This window comes from Acrocarpospora sp. B8E8 (genome assembly GCF_039871605.1).
Taxonomy (GTDB): domain Bacteria; phylum Actinomycetota; class Actinomycetes; order Streptosporangiales; family Streptosporangiaceae; genus Acrocarpospora; species Acrocarpospora macrocephala.
In genome coordinates this window covers 92,366-110,335 of the sequence record NZ_JBDPLV010000006.1, presented here as the reverse complement: position 1 = coordinate 110,335, position 17,970 = coordinate 92,366, and the positions used below count along the sequence as shown (strand labels likewise).

Genomic DNA, 17,970 nt, shown 5'->3' with positions numbered 1-17,970 from the left:
TCGCCCGTGTCAGTAAGGCCCGAGAGGATAGAGGGTTCCATGTCCACCGAAATCCAGTCAGCTACCCCAGGGCGGCTGCGCCGCCTGGCGCGGCGCATGGGTGCCGTCGCCGTGGCCGCGGTCACCGTGACGGCGCTCGCCACGCCGGCCTGGGCGCTTCCCGACTTCGCTGACGGCAAGATGAACAGCGTCATCCGGGGCAGCGGTTCCGACACCACGTACTTCGCCATGCAGGCCATGGACGCGGCGTTCAACGCCTCGCCCGGTTGTGAGCTCGTGCTGCCCCCCAACGTGCCGCAGTACACCTGCCTGGCCGACCTGCCCACCACCGTGCTGACCGAGAACTACGACCACGAGGTGGGCCTGAGCCAGTACCCGCAGGGGTCCTCGGCCGGGCTGCGCCAGCTCTGCCAGCAGAACGACGGCCTGGCCGGCGTCTCGCCGGTGAGCTACGCGCGTTCCTCCTCCTCGGTCAGCAGCATCCCCTCCACCTGCAACGCCGGTGACCAGCTCCGTTACGTCGGCTGGGCCAAGGACGCCATCGCCATCCCCAAGTGGCTGGGCGGCGCTTCCGGCCCGGTGACCAACCTGACCCACGCGCAGCTCCAGGAGATCTTCCGGGACGTGTCGGGTGACGGTTGCGCGGAGGACTGGGGCGACTTCGGCGGCACCGCCGGTACTCAGATCATCGTGCACGGTGTGCAGACCAGCTCCGGCACGTACGCCACCTTCAACTCGTTCCTCGGCGGCGACCCGAACGTCTGTGTCGCGCCCACCGGCGGCGGCGTCTTCTTCGAGAACGACTGCACCGAGATCAACAACCTGACCGCTGCCCAGAAGGGCGCCTCCATCTGGTGGGCCTCGTTCGGCAAGTACAGCACCGGTGTCGCCAACTGCACCGACGCCGACACGGACCTGATCAGCGTCGGCGGCATCGCCGCCACGCCGGCCACCATCCAGAACAGCACCTACCAGTACAACCGCACGCTGTACAACGTCTACCGTCGCGGCGGCCCCGGCTGGATCGAGGGCTACATCGGCGAGAACGGCTGGATCTGCAAGCCGAACGCCACGCACAGCAAGAAGGTCGGCGACACCAACCCCGGTATCGCCAACGCCAACGTCGACCGCAACTGGGGTCTCGCGATCGACAAGGTCATCACGGACGCGGGCTTCGTGAAGGTCAACGCGACCGGCAACAAGTGCAACTTCGTGAACTTCAACTAAGTTCGTGAGCTTCGACTAAGCCAATCCCCCAAGCCGGACCCGGCGGGCTCGCCGGGTCCGGCTGCCCCATTTGTTCAGGAGGGTCCTCGGATGCTGAGCTTCGTGGTGGGAACCGGCCGGTGCGGCTCCACCCTGGTGCACGAGGTGCTGGCCAGGCATCCCGACGTCGGCTTCATCTCCAACCTGGACGACAAATACGCCCGCTGCCCCGCCGCGATCCGCCGCCGCAGCGGCCTGATCTACCGCAGGACGCCACCCTGGCTCAACGCCAAGGGGCGGCCCCGCTTCGCCCCCTCCGAGGGATACCGGGCGCTGGCCAGGGAGGTCAGTCCGCTGCTCGTGGACCCGGAGCGTGACCTGCGTGGCGACGATGTCACCCCGTGGCTGGCCGCGCGTCTCCGCGCGTTCTTCGACAACCGCGCCGAAGCCGAGGGCAGCCCGCACTACCTGCACAAGTTCACCGGCTGGCCGCGCACCAGGCTGCTGCGCGAGGTCTTCCCCGCCGCGAAGGTCGTGCACGTCGTCAGGGACGGCCGGGCCGTCGCCAACTCCTTCCTCCAGATGCCCTGGTGGCGCGGCCATCTCGGCCCGTCCGGCTGGCACTTCGGCCCGCTGCCCGCCGCGTACGCCCAGGAGTGGGAGACCTCAGGACGCTCGCAGGTCCTGCTGGCCGGGCTGGCCTGGAAGCTCCTCATGGACGCCTACGACCAGGCCAGATCGGGCGACTGGCTGGAAATCCGGTACGAGGACGTGCTCGACAACCCCAGGAAGCACTTCGAGGTCATGCTCGACTTCCTCGGCCTGCCCTGGACGCCCGCCTTCGAGCGCGGCTTCGCCCGCCACGCCTTCACCGGTTCCCGCGCGGCCGCCTACCAGCGTGACCTCACCGCGGCCCAGCTCAGCCGGCTGACCGGCTCGCTCCGTACGCATCTGGAAGCGCGGGGCTACCCGCTCTGACCCGCAGCACCTTCGCGGGCACCCCGCCCACCACGGTGTCCGGCGGCACGTCCCGGGTCACCACCGCCCCCGCGGCGACGATCGCCCCCCGCCCGACCCGCACCCCGCGCAGCACGACCGCCCCGTGGCCGATCCACACGTCGTCCTCGATGACGACCCCCGCCGTCTCGATGCCCTGCCCGATCATGGGCGCGCCCGCGTCCGCGGCCCGGTGGTCGGTGTCCCGGATGGACACCGCCTGCGCGATCATCACGTTCGCGCCCACCACCACGGAGTCGTTGACGCCGATCACCGACAGGCTTCCCACGAAGGAGTTCGCGCCCAGCACGAACCGCCCGCCCCCCTGGACGATCACCGACCCCTCCAGGTGGGCGCGCGGGCCGAGCTCGACCCTGAGCATGTCGGTGCGCGTGCGGCCGTCCTTGAACCAGAACGGCCGCAGCTTGACCGGACCCCAGACGCTGCTGGTCGGATGCATGCGCACGAACGGCGCGTACCGCACCCGGAACAGCAGCGTCCAGCAGCCGATGCCGGCCAGACGCCAGGTCCGGTACCAGCCCCGCACCAGCGCCAGATACATGGTCAGACCCGCTCGGGCAGCTGGTGGGCGGGCGTCGTGGGCACCAGCTCGTCCCGGCCCCGGCGCGTCGGCCGCAGCAGCTCGCGCAGGCCGAGGGCGACGATGGCCAGCAGCACCCCGATGCCCGCGCCCATGGCGGCGGCGCGGATCATGATCGGGGACTTCGCGATCGCCTCGGCCTCGTTGGTCAGCGGCACGATCGAGGCGCGCGCCTGGGCCAGCCGCGCCTCCACCTCGCGGAGCTTGGTGGTGGTGTCGATGAGCGAGCGGTTCGCCTGGTCGGCCCGGTTCTGCAGCATCATGAAGGGCACGACCTGCCCGGCGATGGACTTCTGCTCGGCCTCCCGCTCGCGCAGCGCCCGGGCGATCACGCCGCGCCTGCGGTTGCCGGACGGGGCGATCAGCTCGGTCTTCAGCCGGGTGATCTCGCCGAGCAGCACCCGGTAGCGGTCGGGCACCAGGCCGTTGGTGGCCATCGCGTCCGAGACCGCCTTGGCCCGCTCGTCGGCGGCGGCCTGCGCGCCCTCCACGTTGCTGCGGGCCCGCTCGATGTTGGGGCCGAGCAGCTCGTTGGCGGCGGTGATCGCGGCCACGCTGGTCACCTTCGGGGCGGTCTTCGGGTCGTCGCCGGTGAACACGACCTGGACCACGTTGCCGCGCTCCTTGTCCTCCGACGGCCGCTCGGTGGTGAGACCGGCGCGGATGAGGGCCACGTCCACGCCGGTGTCCCGGGCGACCGCGTTGACCACCGACGGCGAGCTGATCAGGCTGCGGAAGGTGGCCACGCTCTGCTCGGCGGTGGCCGCGCTGGCCGTGTCGGAGGGCGCGGGGATCTGCAGCTCGGTGACATGCCGGTAGGTGGCCGGCTGGATGGCCGCCCAGCCCAGACCGGCGCCCGCCGCGACCAGCGGCACCAGGAGGAGCGGCGTGAGGATCCCGCGATGCCGCCGGCCGTACTCGTTGAGTTCCATGGGGGTTCCTTGGAGAGAGGGTGGGATGTGGAGCAGGGTCCGGAACTGGGCGATCCACAGGATCAGCCCGGCGAGGTGGGCGAGGCCCAGGCCGAGGACGGCGCCCGCCGCCCCCGCCAGGGAGGCCCCCGCCACGCTGGAAACGATGTAGAGCGGCACCAGCAGCAGCCGCACGCCGGCGCTGCGCCGGGCGTCGCCGAGCGCGCGCAGGCCGACCACCGGCCCGGTGATCGCGGCGATGCCGGTGTAGAGCAGCGCCTGCGCGAGCAGCACCTCCTCGGCGATGGACCAGGTCTGCCCGACCAGGGCGCGGCCCCAGGCGTCCGGGATGAGCAGGATGACCGCGGAGTAGACGAGGGAGAGCAGCACCAGCAGCGCGGACTGGGCGAACACCGCCCGCCGCAGCGCCGCCGTCGACTTGCGGAACGCGCCGACCGCCTGCGGGATCGCGACCAGGTATCCGGCCTGCAGCACCACGTTCAGCCCGCCGAAGAGCACCTCGGCCGCCCGGATCGCGGCCAGCGCGGGCAGCCCGCCCACCCAGCCGACCGCCAGCAGGGTCAGGTTCCGCCCGCCCGCCCGGGCCACGAAGTCGACCGTGTAACTGGGCAGCAGGTCCCGGTGCTCCCGCAGCCACCGCCCGGCCCGCCACGGCGACGGCGCCAGTCCGGCCTGTACGGCTCCCGCCACGCACGCCACCACCGCCGACGCCCCCCAGGCGGCCACGAACCACCCGACGCTCGGCTCGCCGGAGACCATCACCCCGCCCACGCACACCACCTGCGCGGCCGCCCACACCAGGTCGTTGACGATCGCCTGCCCTGGCCGTCCCGCCGCGAGGAACACGAACCGCCAGGCGTCCTTCAACAGCAGCGCGGGCAGGAACAACCCAAGCGGCACCACCGCGTCCGCGATCGCGCCGCCGACCGGGAGTGCCACGGCCACCATGCCCAGCCCGCCGACCACGCCGATGATGATCGCCACCCCGGTGGACCCCCGCGCGCCCTCCCGGTGCCGGTCGGCGGGCACGTGGCTGAACCTGACCAGCAGCGGCTCGCTGGCCACCGCCCGCGAGAACCCCACCGCGACCAGATACAGCGTGTACGCCACCGCGAACGCCCCCAGCGTCCACGGATCCACCTCGCGCGCCACCACCACGGTCAGCGCGACGTTGGTGGCGCTCGCGACGGCCTGGTCGGCGAACCCTGCCAGCGACTTCAGCCCATTTTTCGCCATATCCGGGCGTCTCAGTACGTCGAGGGGATCAGCCGGGCCAGCGCCTCGAACCAGAGCAGTCCGGCGGCCAGCAGCGGCGGGGTCGTGATCAGGTAGGCGGAGTACCGCCGCCACCGGCGATAGAGCTGGATCGTTCCCGCTAGCAGCGCGAACAACGCCACCCCCCAGCCGAGCGCGGGCCACCAGGCGGTGGTGTCCCGCCCGAGCCCGAGCTCGTCCTCCTTGGGTTGCGAGGGGTCCACGGTCTTGAGCGAGGCGGGCTGGCCGTCCAGCCGGGACACCACGGCCAACCGGCCGTCCCCGCCGTTCGCCGCGGTGGTGAGCAGCGTCAGCCGGTTGACGAAGGTCTCCTGGCCGAGAAAGTCGTCATGTCCGGTCCCGGCCTCCTCGACCAGCTCGACGGTGAAGGTGAACCGCCCTTCCTGGGTGGTCGCCACGACCTTGTCCCCCGGGGCGACCTCGCCCAGCCGGCTGAACGGGCTGCCGTAGAGGTTCCGGTGCCCGGCCAGTACGGCGTTGCCCGACTGGCCCGGCATCGGAGCCGGCCGGTAGTGGCCCACCGCCGCGCGCAGCTCGGCGGTGCCGGTGCCCTGGACGACGACTTCCTTCAGGCCGATCTTCTCGATCTCCAGGAGGGCGATGGGCTTGCCGCGGTCGGGGATGGCCGTGAGGTCCTTGTCGGTGGCCTGGGGGGCGGCGGCGATCGTGGCGGCGGCGGTGAAGTCCTCGTTGAGCTCGTCGAGCATGATGCGCTGGTTGCGCTCGTACATCAGGTGGCCGAACCAGGAGGCGTACCAGGAGAAGGCGAGCAGCAGCACGCCCATGATGGTGATCGCGGTGATCGCGGCCCTGCCCATGCGTTTGATCTCGTCGGGGAGGCCGCCGATGGTCTCGGAGAAGGTACGCCGTTTCTTCGCGGGCGGAAACATCCCAGGCGGCGCCATCATCGGCGGCCCCATCCCGGGCGGCCCCATCATCCCTGGCCCCATCCCGGGCGGGCCCATCATCGGCGGCCCCATCATCGGCGGAGCCATTCCCGAGGGAGCCATTCCAGGCCAGGCCATTCCCGGCGGTGCCATCGGGGGTGGCGCCATCGCGGGCGGTGCCGCCATCTGCTGGGTCGAGTCGGGTGGCGTCCACGCGGGTGGTGCCGTCATCGGCTGGGTCATGCCGGGCTGGGGCATCATCGGTGGAGCCATCATCGGCTGGGTCATCGTGTACGGCATGAACGGTTGCGGGGGAGCCATCACGAACTGGCCCGGCGCGACCTGGATCCAGGACGCCGTGGTCATCGGCGGAAACGGGGAGGCGGGGGCGGTGCCGCCCAGGCGGAGCAGCGCACCGTCGTAGCGGGCGCGGAGGCCCCTCGTGTGCTCGCGCAGCGCCTCGTCGTCCCGGGGCGTGGCGAGTTCCAGCTGACCCAGCAGTACCGACGCCGAACCCGCGATCACCAGCGCGTTCGCGTGCTCGTGCGGAGCCACACCGGACGCCGCGCGCGCGACACTGGCCTCCAGGCGTTCGATCGTGCGAGCCGCCGTCTCGACGGCGACCGCCAGCGAAGGATCGTTCGCGGTCATGCCGGAGTGCCTGTCCCACCCGGAGCCTGGGTCTGGTCCTGGGTCTGGTCCTGGGTCGGGGCCCGCTGGGGCTGCGCCTGCGGCTGCGGCGCGGGCTGGAAGTGCGGTCGGCGCCGCGCCTGCGGCCCCGTTTGGGGCTGGGGCTGGCGGCGGGCCTGGAGCAGCTGCCAGTACCGGTAGCCATGCCATGATCCGCCGATCATGATTCCGATCAGGCCGAGCACCAGCAGCACGCCCAGCGGGATGATGGCCGCGCCCGCCGGGATCGTGCCCGCGCGCACCGAGCCTTCGTCCTCGATGAGGTTGACCGGCGCTTCGGAAGGAGACTCCGAGGGCTGGCCGCCACTCACGCCAGGGTCGCTGGGAGTGGGGTTGGCCGGGACGTCACCGGGCGTTTCGACGACCGGATCATCATCGCCCGCACCACCGCCACCACCACCGTTGCCGCCGCCTCCACCACTGCCGCCTCCACCACTGCCGCCTCCACCACTGCCGCCTCCACTACCGCCGCCACCGCCGCTGGAGCCGCCACCGCCACCGGAGCCGGAGGAGTTGTCCTGCGAGCCACGGTTGGAGGAGGAGGGCCGCGCGGTCGGGCTCGGGGTCACGGTGACGCGCGCGGTCACCGTCGGCTGGGGGCCGTCGAGGATGTCGGCGTTGTCATCGGGAGCCTGCCGTTCGCCGGTGTCGGTGAAGTTCTGGTTGCCGCCGCCGTTGCCGCCGCCGTTGTCGTCTCCGTCGTCCTGGGTGTCGTCATCGTCGTCGGCCGGGGGCATCGGGGTGCTGGACGTGGTCGGCGTGGGCGACGGTGAGGGGGTCGCGTTGGTGGCCGATTCCAGGTCCTCGGCGATGGCGATCGCCTGTTCCCTGAGCTTGTCGGGCAGCTTGGTCCCGCCCAGTTCGACCACCTTCGCCTGGGCCACGTCGCTCACCACATACCGGATGAGTCCGGCGACGGCCCGACGTTTGCCCTCGGGGAGCGGGTTGCTGCCGTCGCTCCCGTTCGCCGGGACCGCCAGGTAGTGAATCATCGGCATCGGGTACGCGCCCGCGGCACCGGTGTTGTCGAAATGAGGGATTCTGGTGCCGTCCGCGTTCTCCGTCATCAGGTCGAACCCGGCGAGGATCGAGGTCGCGTTCGGCGGCACGTATTTCCCCGCCGCGTTGCGCAGCGGCGACATGCCCAGCGCGAACCCCCGCTTGGCCAGCGCGCCCACCTCGGTGACGTCGACGTAACCCAGCCCGCCGGTCTCGCCGCGTACGCGCGGGGCGTTGGGGTCGTCGTCCTTGACCGTGCCGTACCGGCTGGCGATGCGCTCGCTGGCCTCCCAGCCGAAGATGTAGCCGCTGTAGCCCGGGTAGAGCGGCACCAGGCGGGTGCTGCCCGGCGGGGTTTCGAAAAGCTTGCCGTACTGGTCGGTGGTGAGGTTGGCGGCCATCCACTGGGACAGCAGCCGGCTCTGGCCGGACGCGCCGAGCCGCACGCCCCGGTTGACGGTCTTCTTGGGCGGGAGTTCGCAGCCGCGGTTGTGGGTGGAGAGCAGGGTCGGGAGGGTGGCTCCGCCGAGCGAACCCCAGGTGGGCACGTGCGTGCCGGTTTCGCCGGAGTCGCCGTTGAGCATGCGGGCCACCGTGTCGGCGTCCAGGCGGGCGTCGCGGACGATCGCTCCGGCGTACTCGGCGCTGTTGGCGATGGCGAGCGCGGTGAGGGAGATCGGGGCGTAGGTCACCTTGCCGGTCAGCGCGTCGCTGTCCGGGGTGTCGAGCGCGTCGAACGGCACGCTGGTGACGGTGAAGTCGGCGCCGCGCGCGAACGCGCTGTCGAACCCGGCCTTGAGGCTGGTCGCGCCCAGTTCCGAGGTGGAGCGGGTGACCGAGACGTCCACGTGCTGGGGGAGCTGGAGCGCGCCCTCGGTCCAGGACTCCATGACCGCCGCGATGTTGCTGCTCCCCGACATGCTCACCGGGTCGCCGAGGCGGGGGGTGGTGGGCGGGTCGGGGAGGGGCGGGATGCTCGGCTCCGGCACCGGCGGGGGTTCCAGCGGTGGGATGTGGGTGGTGACGGGCGTGCCGGCGGCGTCGTTCTTGAAGCGGAGGAGGCCGCTGATCGCGGCGACAGCCGTACCGGCCGGGTCGCCCGGCGCGGTGGCGCGGGTTCGGGCGGTCGGCGGGGCGGTGTCGGGGACCAGGTCAAGCGGCTGGCTCCACTCGCACTCGCTGACCACGATCGTGCAGGTCAGCTCCTGCGGCCTGGTCTTGTTCTGGCCGTTGCACGGGAACGGCAGGTTGGCGGCGCGGCCGCCGTTCTCCCACTCGGAGATCACGCTGGGGTCGATGATGCCGACCTGGACGGGGAAGGAGGCGGAGCCGGCGCCGTCGGGGCCGGTCACGCCGCGCACGCGGGTCTGGTGGGCGCAGCCCTTGCGGTCGTCCCAGATCGGGAGCTGGCCGGCGATGCTGAAGTACATCCGGGACGGGTTGATGCACTGGGTGAGGGAGACCGGGGAGTTCGGGGCGAAGTTGCGCCACCGGACCGTCACCGTCTGGCCGGGGTCGAGGTCCACGACGTCGGGGCCGTCGACGCGGGTGCCGCCGGTCGCGGCGGTCCAGACTTCCACCGTCGGAAGTTCGGCCGCGGCCGAGGCGCTTGTCGGTCCCGGAACGGGAAAAGTCAGCAGGGCCGCGGCGATCGCGATCGCCCCCATGGCGGCTATGGTCCTGCGTGACGCTCGCAACACAGTGCTCTCCACTTGCAAATGGCAGTAATCCCCCAAAAGGAAAGCGTTCGGGTGCCCGTCCGGCAATGGCATCGGGGGGCGGACATGAGTGTTCACTGGCACGTCGTGCCGTGGACACGGGAGGCCCGGCGGAATTCACCTGACCTCGCGATTCGCCGCGACTGGCAATTGTCGCGCCGGTTCTCGTTAACCCGGGATTGGTGATGCGGACAGGTCGGCATGGCGACACTTCGGTCTGACATATGCCCGCGAAGGGGAGCGCTCAGCACCAAGAGCCTCAGCGATGAGCCTCAGCAATAGGAGCACGGTGGAATCGAACGACGCCGAGGGATCGACGGGCCTCGCGGCCCTCGGCTTAGGTGAACCTCCGGACCCTCCAGGTCCTTCGAATCCCTCGGATCCCTCGAGTCCGCCAGGTCCTCCCGGACCCCCGGGCGACGAGGGTCCCCTGGCCGACGAGGGACCTCGCCGGATCGAGGCGAGGCTGAGCGGGAGCGACCGCTTCTACCGGGCGCTGGCGACCACCGGCGCCGGGATCACGCTGCTGATCATCGTGCTGATCGGCGCCTTCCTGCTCCTGGAGGCGCTGCCCGCGTTCCGGGCCGCCGGGTTCGACTTCCTGACCACGCAGCGCTGGGATCCCGACTCGACGCCGCCTGAGTTCGGCGTCGCCGCGATGATGTTCGGCACCGCCGTCACCGCGATCGTGGCCATGCTGGTGACCGTGCCGCTGGCCCTGGCCACGGCGGTGTTCATCAACGAGTACGCCCCGCGCGCCGTCCGCGCCGCGCTCACCTCGCTGGTCGACCTGATGGCGGCCATCCCCAGCCTGATCTTCGCGCTCTGGGGGCTGTTCTTCCTGGTCCCGTGGCTCCAGCCGATCGAGGGCTGGCTGGTGGCGCAGCTGGGCGGTTCGCTGCCGTTCATGCGGGCGATCGCCACCGGCTCCTCGCTCTTCAACGCGGGCCTGGTGGTCGCGCTGATGTCGATCCCGATCACCACCTCGATCATCCGCGAGGTGCTCTCGCAGGCCCCCCGGCACGAGTGTGAGGGCGCGCTGGCGCTCGGCGGCACCCGGTGGGGGATGATCACCACAGTAGTCCTGCCGTTCGGGCGCACCGGCATCATCGGCGGTTCCATGCTCGGCCTCGGCCGGGCGCTCGGCGAGACCATCGCGGCCACGCTGATCCTCAACATCCGCTTCGAGATCAAGCCGCAGATCTTCGAGACCGGCGGAATCACCGTGGCCAGCGGGATCGCGGTGGAGTTCTTCGACGCGCAGGAGCTGGGCCTGAGCGCGCTCATGGCGGCCGGGCTCTCGCTCTTCCTGGTGACCATCGTGATCAACCTGCTGGCCGCGATCGTGGTCGAGCGCGCGAAGTCGGTGGCCTGACATGGCAGCGACCCGGGCTATCGACCCCAAGCCCGCCGAAAAGCCGGATAAGCCGGATATCCCGGATGTATCGACGATGGCGGCGAAGGCGTCGCCGCGGCGGCGGCCCCGGGCCTGGCGGTGGGCCGACATCGGGGAGTTCGCCGGATCGGCCGCCTCCGCGCTGCTGCTGACCTGGCTGATCTTCGACAGGTTCCTGCCGTTCCGGATCCAGGGCGTCGCGTTCGTCGTCGCCTGGTATGTGCTGACCCTGCCCATCTACTGGCTGGTCGTCCGGGACGGCCACGGCCCGGTGACCGCCCGCGACCGGCTGGCCTCCGTCCTGATCACCACCGGCGCGGCGCTGGCCCTCTCGCCGATCTTCCTGGTGGTCGGGTACGTCACGATCCGCGGCATCGGCGTGATCGACTTCGGCTTCCTGGCCGAGACCATGGAGCTGACCGGCCCGCTGTCGGAGGCCGGTGACGGCGGATTGCTGCACTCGCTCATCGGCACCCTGGAGCAGCTGGGCATCGCCACCCTGATCGCGGTCCCGCTCGGCGTGCTGACCGCCGTCTACCTGAGCGAGATCTCCGGCCCGCTGGCCCGGCCCACCCGGCTGGTGGCCGACGCGATGACCGCGCTGCCGTCGATCGTGGCCGGACTGTTCGTGTACTCGATCGTGGTCATCCGCACCGGGTGGGGGTTCTCCGGCTTCGCGGGCAGCTTGGCGCTGACCATCCTGATGTTGCCCACGGTGACCATCGCGGCCGAGCAGGTGCTCCGGGTGGTGCCCGGCAGCCTGCGGGAGGCGGCGCTGGCGCTGGGCTCGCCGTACTGGCGGAGCGTGCTGCTGGTGGTGTTGCCGACCGCGCGGGCGGGGCTGGCCACCGCGGTGATCCTCGGCATGGCCCGGGTGGTCGGGGAGACCGCGCCGGTGCTGCTCACGGTCGGCGGGACCAACATCCTCAACGTCAACCCGTTCTCCGACTACCAGGACAACATCCCGCTCTTCGTGTTCAACCAGATCAGAAGCTCCAAGGAGACCTTTGTGGAACGTGCCTGGGGTGGCGCGCTGCTCCTGCTCATTCTCGTGCTCGTGCTTTTCGTGCTGGCCCGGCTGGCGGGCGGCGCCGGTCCCGGCGGCCGGAGCAGCCGCCGCCGTCGGAAGGCGGCGGCGAAGTGAGCACCCAGGAGACCGAGAAGGAGACCGAGACCACCACGGCGACCGAGACCACCACGGCCACCATGACCGCCACGGCCACCATGACCGCCACGGCCACGATGCCGGTCCAGCCGGCCGGGGGCACGCTGCGCGGGGTCGGGGTGTCGGCCTGGTTCGGCGCGCGCCGGGTGCTGGAAGGCGTCAACATCGACATGCGCGCGGGGGTGGTGACGGCGCTGATCGGCCCGTCCGGCTGCGGCAAGTCCACCTTCCTGCGCATCCTCAACCGCATGCACGAGCTCGTCCCGATCGCCACGCTGGCCGGCAGCGTGCTGCTGGACGGCGACGACATCTACGGCACGGCGCTGCCCATCACCGAGGTGCGGCGGCGGATCGGCATGGTCTTCCAGAAGCCCAACCCGTTCCCCGCCATGACCATCGGCGACAACGTCATGGCCGGGCTGAAACTCACCGGCCGCAAGGCCGGCAACCGGGAGCAGCTCATCGAGGAGAGCCTGCGCCGCGCCGGCCTCTGGAACGAGGTGCGCAACCGCCTGAGCGCCCCGGCGGGCGGGCTCTCCGGCGGCCAGCAGCAGCGGCTCTGCATCGCCAGGTCGCTGGCCGTCCGGCCGGACGTGCTGCTCATGGACGAGCCCTGCTCGGCGCTCGACCCGACCTCCACCCGCCGGATCGAGGAGACCATCCATGAACTCAAGGACCAGGTCACGATCGTGATCGTCACCCACAACATGCAGCAGGCGCAGCGGGTCTCCCAGCACTGCGCGTTCTTCCTGGCGGCCGAGGACGAGCCGGGCCGGGTGGTCGAGCAGGGCGCCACCGAGCACATCTTCGGCTCGCCCGAGGACCCGCGCACCGCCGACTACGTCAACGGGAGGTTCGGATGAGCCGGGTCGCGATTTCGCTGTTGATGGTCCTGGTCTTCCTGGGGATCGGGCCCGCTCCCGCGAGCGGCGCGGACCTGCCGACCGTGAACGGGGCCGGGTCCACCTTCGCGTATCTGGCGATCCAGCAGTGGACCGTGGACGTGCGGCGGCAGGGACTGTCGATCAACTACCAGCAGGTGGGGTCCACCGCCGGGCGGGACCGGTTCGCGAAGAGGGAGAACGCCGACTTCGCCTCCAGCGACGTGTCCTACCGGTTCCCCGACAACCTCGGCACGGAGGCCTTGCCGAACTTTCCGTACACGTACATGCCGCTGGTCGGGGGTGGCACGGCCGTCATGTACAGCATCAAGGACAATGCCGGGCAGGCCATCACCGGGCTGAAGTTGTCGGGGCCGCTGCTGGTGAAGATCTTCACCAGCGCGTACTACACGCAGTATCGGGGCGAGCCCGAGATGTTCTGGGACGATCCCGATATCAAGGCGGAGAACCCGGAGATCCAGGCGCGGCTGCCGCACCAGCCGATCTATCCGGTGGTGCGCAAGGGCGGGTCCGGGACCACCTCGGTGTTCACCGAATACCTCAGCAAGCAGGCGGGGGACCGGTGGAAGGGCTACATGGAGGGCGGGTGCACGCGGGCTGAGGGCTGTCCTGGGCTGCCGCCCGCCTCGAAAGTCGAGGACTGCCAGGGTGCCATCTGCGGGGCCACCGACGAGTGGCCGGAGAATCGCGGGTCGGGCATGGAGTACAAGAGCGGCTCCGACACCGTCGCCATCACCGTGCAGCAGGGGCAGGCGGGCAAGGGCGCCATCGGATACGCCGAGTACGCCTACGCCATCCAGGTCGGGCTGCCGGTGGTCAAACTGAAGAACGCCTCCGGCAACTACGCCGAGCCGACCGCGTGCAGCCAGGCGATCGCGCTGACCGCCGCCCACCGCAAGAGCGACGGCACCTACGATCTGACCGACGTGTACGCGCACACGCACCCCAACGCGTACCCGATCTCCAGCTACAACTACATCATCGTGCCGACCGACGGGTACGACGCCGCCAAGGGCGAGGTGATCAGCAAGTTCACCCTGCACGCGATCACCGAGGGCCAGAAGAACGTCGACCAGATCGGCTACTCCCAGCTCCCGCAGGAACTCATCGAGCAAGGCCTGAGCGCGCTCAACTCGGTGCCCGGCCATCCGGCGCTGCCAACCAGCGGAGCCCAGTGGGGCGCGTACTACAAGAGCCTCTCCCTGCCGGACGGGAAGAAGTGCTACGAGGAAGGCGAGAAGGCGATCGAGGAGAACCCCCCGAATAACAACAACAATAACAATCAGAACAACGAGCAAAACAACAACAATAACAACAATCAGAACAATAACAATAATAATAGCAACAACAATAACAACAACAGCAACTCGCCCAGCCCAAGCGCCAGTCCTTCGCCGGGAGCCAGTAATCCCAGCGGTGGCGGCGGCGGGTCGAGTGCCAGTCCCAGCAATTCTCCCAAGTCCGGTGGCAAGTCCAACCCGACCGGCGGTTCCAGCAAGTCGGCCACGGGCGGCCCGGGCAGTAGCACGCCGGGAGCCGGGGACGGCGGTGGCGACGGAGAGACCGGCGGCCCGGGCAGCGGCACGCCGACCGGCGGGGACACCTCGACGACGACCGGCACCGGCGACGGAACCACGCCCGGCGTCTCCCCCGACGGGCAGGTCCTCCCGCTGGCCGGCAGCTCGGGTACCAGCGGCGGCAACGCCAGTATCAACCCGCAACTCGCCGGGGGCGCCGCGACCGAGGTCAAGAAGGTCGCGGAGGCCGCCAGCACGCCCTGGACGCTGCTCGCGATGGTCCTCGCGCTGATCGCGGTCGTCTTCGGTCCCGCCGTGGCCGGGATGGCGGCCCGCCTGCGCCGCTCCCGCCAGCACTGAGAGAGAACCTATGAGAATCCGACGGCTGGCCGTCGCCGCTCTGCTGGGTGGATCGGTCATCGTGGTCCCGCCGTTCGCCGGGAGCGCTGTCGCCGCGCCCGCGGCGCAGATCAGCACCCCGGGGGAGGGGACGCTGCACTCGCGCGCCCCCATCACCGTCAGCGGCACCGCGACCGGGGCGGTCTCCGTCCGGGTCGGCATCCAGGACCGCGCAGGGAAGCTCTGGTGGCGGCCGGGCGCCTGGGGTGACTACAGCGCTCCGGTCGTGCCCGTCGGCCCCGGTGGCGCGTGGAGTTACACCTGGCCGGGCGGCGAGCCGGGCGACTACCTGGTCCAGGCTGTCGCGACCGCCGCCGACGGATCCACCGACCCCGCGCTGCCGTTCCGCCGCTTCACCGTCACCGAACTGCCCGCCGCCGTCTCGGCGCAGCCGGACGCGGCGATCGCCGAGCCCGCCAAGGACGCGATCGTCCCCCGGGGCCGGGAGGTGGTTCTGCGCGGCCTGGCCGCCGACGACGTGGCGGTCACCGACATCCGGGTGGCCGTACGCAACGTGGGCACCCAGCAGTGGTGGCACCCGAATGGGACCTGGGACACGAACTACGAGGCTCTCCAGGCCACGCCCTTCACCGGTGCCGGGACCTTCGCGTGGACATTCCGGTGGACCCCGCCCGAGGACGGCCAGTACACCTTCGCCGTCAAGGTGCGGGACGGATCCGGCGCCACCCGCGACATCAGCCGCACCTTCTTCGCCGACGCCAACGCGCCTGCCACGACCGTCACGACCACTCGCCGGGCCTTCCCCGGCGGCGGGCCGGTGAAATGGGAGGGCGTGGCCGACGACGCGCGCGGCGTCGCCTCCGTGGTGGTGGCCCTGCTCGACCGGGGCACCGGCAAGTGGCTGCGCTCCGACGGGACCTGGGGCGCCTACCAGCGGCGCGCGGTCACGCTGACCGGCCCGCGGGACGGCGGCAAGGCGTCGGTGGCCAACGGGCAGCAGCTCTTCACCAGGACCGGCTGGTCCTTCGCGTGGACGCCACCCGGCCCCGGCAGCTACCAGGCGGAGTTCACCGCCATCGACGCGGCCGGCCAGGAGGACCCGGCCTACCCCCGCGTGCCCTTCACGGTCGGCGGCCCCGACTCGGCCGCGTTCGCCCCCGAGGTCGCGATCACCGCGCCGATCCTCGGCAAGGGGTACGGCGCCGGCCCGATCACGCTCTCCGGCACGGCCACCGACGACACCTCGGTACGCGAGGTGCGCCTCTACGTCATCAGCCGGGACACCGGCCAGTACTGGCAGCCCGCCGGGGGCTGGGGCCCGGCCGCCGTCGCCTTCCGGCCCGCGCTCCAGGGTTCGGCCTGGTCGGCCACCTGGACCCCGCCGTCGTACGGCAACTTCACCCTGCGCGCCGAAGCGGCCGACGACCGGGGACTCACCGCCTCGGTCGCGGTGCCGTTCAGCCGGGGCAGCGGCGCGGGCGCCGGCTATGTCACGCTGCTGGCGAGCCGCTCGCAACTCGGTGCCGTCGACCAGAACTGCCAGCTCAGACGCGGCTCCGTGCCCCTCTTCGGCGACCTCGCCGACGACCTGCGCGCCCGGAACATCCCTGTCACCGGGTCGGTCGTGGTCCGCTACGCCGACGAGAACTTCTGCGACCCGACCCTGGCCGACTACGCCACCTGGCCGGAGACCGAACGGCTGCGCGACGAGTACGGCTGGAGCTTCGTCAGCCACAGCGCGAACTACATCAATCTCACCCCGCCCGCCGGGCAGCCACAGCCCACCCCGCAAACCCTGCGCGCGGAGACCTGCGGCTCCCTCGACGCCTTCGCCGCCCACGGCCACCAACGCGCCTGGGGCCTGTTCCTCTACCCCGGGTACGTGGGCAGCCCGCCCACCACGGCGGTCCAGCTCGACCCGGTCGCCACCTGCTTCGCCTACGCCCGCCAGTACGGCTACGGCGTCAACCTGCGCGAGCAGGCCGTCTCGCCCTATTTCGTGAGCGTGCAGGGCCTGGCCGGAAACTGGTGCAACGACCCCGCCCTCACCTGCTACCACTGGGTGCCCGTGCTGGGCACGCGTACCGACGGCACCCGCTACACCCCGCCAGACCAGGTGGCCGCGATGTTGTCGGGCGTGCCCGGGCAGTGGCGCATCCTTCAGATCTACAAGTTCCTGCGCGGCAAGCGCCTGGGCGGCACCGGCACCCAGTGGGACTGCACCGGCGACTGGCGGACCCACTGGACCAGCGACGGCGAGTCGTACTGCGCGAACGACTTCACCAGCGCCCTCAACCAGGCGCGCGGCGCGACGTACGCGGATCCGGCGACCGTGGCGACCGCGTGGGGCCGGGGAGTCCCTAACGCGCGCAGACCACGCTGAAGGTCAGCGTGGCCAGATCGGTGCGATCCCGGAATGGCCTGGCCAGGCCGGGTCGTACCCGCTCGACGTAGGCGTCCGTGGCGACGCGGCCTGGCACGATGCGCGCCCGCCAGCCCGTCTCCTCGGCCGCCGCCAGGTAGTCGCTCGCGCGCAGCCGGTTGGGCACGCCGGGGAAGCTCATCCGCCGGTAGGTCCAGTCCGAGTAGCGGAGCAGGTTGAGCGGGTCGCGGGGGCGGATGCCGCGCATGTGCACCATGCCGTCCACATGGTGGGTCATGGTCGCGTTCGGCGCGGCCAGCTCGCCCAGCCGCGCGAACGTGGCGGGCACGTCGTCGAAATGCTCCAGCGCGGCACTGCTCACCACCACGTCATAAGGGCCGTCCAGACCTGGCAACCCGGGAAACGCGGTCACGTGGTAACCGATCCGATCCAGATCCACCGGCACGCCCAGGCGTTCCCCGAGGGCGTCGTAGTAGCGCGAGCCCGCGTCGTCGGCGAGCGGAAAAAGGTCCGCCGCCGTATAGGAGGCCGCGCCACGAGAAAGAATCACCGCGCCAGTGCCAAGGTCAGGCCCAGGCCCCAGTTCGAGCACCCGCAGGCCCTCCCAACTCCGGACCCCATCCTCCTCCCACCGGTCGACGACCGCGACCACATAGTCCACACTCCGCCCCACCTCTTCCGTCGTGTACGGCCTCGGCCGCCGATAGGCCTTGCCACGATGGCGTACCGCGTTGGCCAGGCCCAGGCCGAGGCCGAGGGTCCACCAGAGGGGATTGGGATGGCGGGCGGCGGACAGGCTCAGCCGCCCCGGGCCGATGATCGGCGTGCCAGTGGTCGTCATGGGGGATTCCTAGCGAGGCCCCGCCAACGGCGGCGATCCTGGCGGGGAACAACGGAGGAACAGCGACACGCGTGCTCGACATGAGGTTCTTCACCAGCAGCT

Annotated in this window: 12 protein-coding genes; 7 read left to right on the top strand and 5 right to left on the bottom strand. The window is 71.0% G+C overall.

The genetic code is table 11. The features are described from left to right. Window positions 1-39 precede the first annotated feature (39 nt). On the top strand, window positions 40-1,227 hold the full coding sequence (locus tag ABGB08_RS07955) for a substrate-binding domain-containing protein (RefSeq protein WP_347587860.1): 1,188 nt from the start codon (window positions 40-42) through the stop codon (window positions 1,225-1,227). 90 nt (window positions 1,228-1,317) lie between these two features. Beyond that, a complete protein-coding gene (locus ABGB08_RS07950) occupies window positions 1,318-2,184 on the top strand; it encodes a sulfotransferase (protein ID WP_347587858.1) in 867 nt (288 codons plus the stop codon). On the opposite strand, the gene ABGB08_RS07945 is transcribed toward ABGB08_RS07950, so the two are convergent. The 4 genes from ABGB08_RS07945 to ABGB08_RS07930 are packed head-to-tail and all read right to left on the bottom strand — an operon-like array spanning window position 2,126 to window position 9,253. Further along, window positions 2,126-2,764, bottom strand: coding sequence for an acyltransferase (locus ABGB08_RS07945; protein WP_347587856.1), 639 nt, complete (start codon window positions 2,762-2,764; stop codon window positions 2,126-2,128). The genes ABGB08_RS07950 and ABGB08_RS07945 overlap by 59 nt on opposite strands. A gap of 2 nt (window positions 2,765-2,766) precedes the next feature. Further along, a complete protein-coding gene (locus tag ABGB08_RS07940) occupies window positions 2,767-4,971 on the bottom strand; it encodes a hypothetical protein (protein ID WP_347587854.1) in 2,205 nt (734 codons plus the stop codon). Between the two features lie 11 nt (window positions 4,972-4,982). Further along, window positions 4,983-6,548 (bottom strand): sortase, encoded by a 1,566-nt coding sequence (locus ABGB08_RS07935; RefSeq protein WP_347587852.1) that lies wholly within the window; start codon window positions 6,546-6,548, stop codon window positions 4,983-4,985. Further along, entirely contained in the window at window positions 6,545-9,253 is a 2,709-nt protein-coding gene (locus ABGB08_RS07930) for a hypothetical protein (protein ID WP_347587850.1), read from the bottom strand. Before ABGB08_RS07930 ends, ABGB08_RS07935 begins: the two co-directional genes overlap by 4 nt. 340 nt (window positions 9,254-9,593) lie before the next feature. Between ABGB08_RS07930 and pstC the strand changes: the two genes are divergently transcribed. The 5 genes from pstC to ABGB08_RS07905 all read left to right on the top strand — a co-directional run bounded on the left by pstC (window position 9,594) and on the right by ABGB08_RS07905 (window position 17,027). Further along, complete coding sequence (gene pstC / locus ABGB08_RS07925; RefSeq protein WP_347587848.1) at window positions 9,594-10,679, top strand: phosphate ABC transporter permease subunit PstC; 1,086 nt, start codon at window positions 9,594-9,596, stop codon at window positions 10,677-10,679. A gap of 1 nt (window position 10,680) precedes the next feature. Next, on the top strand, window positions 10,681-11,844 hold the full coding sequence (gene pstA, locus ABGB08_RS07920; RefSeq protein WP_347587846.1) for a phosphate ABC transporter permease PstA: 1,164 nt from the start codon (window positions 10,681-10,683) through the stop codon (window positions 11,842-11,844). Between the two features lie 98 nt (window positions 11,845-11,942). Continuing rightward, a complete protein-coding gene (locus ABGB08_RS07915; RefSeq protein ID WP_347588086.1) occupies window positions 11,943-12,728 on the top strand; it encodes a phosphate ABC transporter ATP-binding protein in 786 nt (261 codons plus the stop codon). Further along, complete coding sequence (locus tag ABGB08_RS07910) at window positions 12,725-14,644, top strand: phosphate ABC transporter substrate-binding protein PstS (protein ID WP_347587844.1); 1,920 nt, start codon at window positions 12,725-12,727, stop codon at window positions 14,642-14,644. Before ABGB08_RS07915 ends, ABGB08_RS07910 begins: the two co-directional genes overlap by 4 nt. Window positions 14,645-14,654: 10 nt before the next feature. After that, window positions 14,655-17,027, top strand: a complete 2,373-nt coding sequence (locus ABGB08_RS07905) for an Ig-like domain-containing protein (RefSeq protein WP_347587842.1) — start codon at window positions 14,655-14,657, stop codon at window positions 17,025-17,027. Here ABGB08_RS07905 and ABGB08_RS07900 read toward each other — a convergent pair. Next, window positions 17,005-17,868 (bottom strand): methyltransferase domain-containing protein, encoded by an 864-nt coding sequence (locus ABGB08_RS07900; protein WP_347587840.1) that lies wholly within the window; start codon window positions 17,866-17,868, stop codon window positions 17,005-17,007. The genes ABGB08_RS07905 and ABGB08_RS07900 overlap by 23 nt on opposite strands. Window positions 17,869-17,970: the final 102 nt, after the last annotated feature.

What these genes read in the sequence shown, in the direction of transcription:
- ABGB08_RS07955 (WP_347587860.1), top strand. Translation starts at nt 40, where the DNA reads ATGTCCACCGAAATCCAGTCAGCTACCCCAGGGCGGCTGCGCCGCCTG.
- ABGB08_RS07950 (WP_347587858.1), top strand. Translation starts at nt 1,318, where the DNA reads ATGCTGAGCTTCGTGGTGGGAACCGGCCGGTGCGGCTCCACCCTGGTG.
- ABGB08_RS07945 (WP_347587856.1), bottom strand. Translation starts at nt 2,764, where the DNA reads ATGTATCTGGCGCTGGTGCGGGGCTGGTACCGGACCTGGCGTCTGGCC.
- ABGB08_RS07940 (WP_347587854.1), bottom strand. Translation starts at nt 4,971, where the DNA reads ATGGCGAAAAATGGGCTGAAGTCGCTGGCAGGGTTCGCCGACCAGGCC.
- ABGB08_RS07935 (WP_347587852.1), bottom strand. Translation starts at nt 6,548, where the DNA reads ATGACCGCGAACGATCCTTCGCTGGCGGTCGCCGTCGAGACGGCGGCT.
- ABGB08_RS07930 (WP_347587850.1), bottom strand. Translation starts at nt 9,253, where the DNA reads ATGGGGGCGATCGCGATCGCCGCGGCCCTGCTGACTTTTCCCGTTCCG.
- pstA (WP_347587846.1), top strand. Translation starts at nt 10,681, where the DNA reads ATGGCAGCGACCCGGGCTATCGACCCCAAGCCCGCCGAAAAGCCGGAT.
- ABGB08_RS07915 (WP_347588086.1), top strand. Translation starts at nt 11,943, where the DNA reads ATGCCGGTCCAGCCGGCCGGGGGCACGCTGCGCGGGGTCGGGGTGTCG.
- ABGB08_RS07910 (WP_347587844.1), top strand. Translation starts at nt 12,725, where the DNA reads ATGAGCCGGGTCGCGATTTCGCTGTTGATGGTCCTGGTCTTCCTGGGG.
- ABGB08_RS07905 (WP_347587842.1), top strand. Translation starts at nt 14,655, where the DNA reads ATGAGAATCCGACGGCTGGCCGTCGCCGCTCTGCTGGGTGGATCGGTC.
- ABGB08_RS07900 (WP_347587840.1), bottom strand. Translation starts at nt 17,868, where the DNA reads ATGACGACCACTGGCACGCCGATCATCGGCCCGGGGCGGCTGAGCCTG.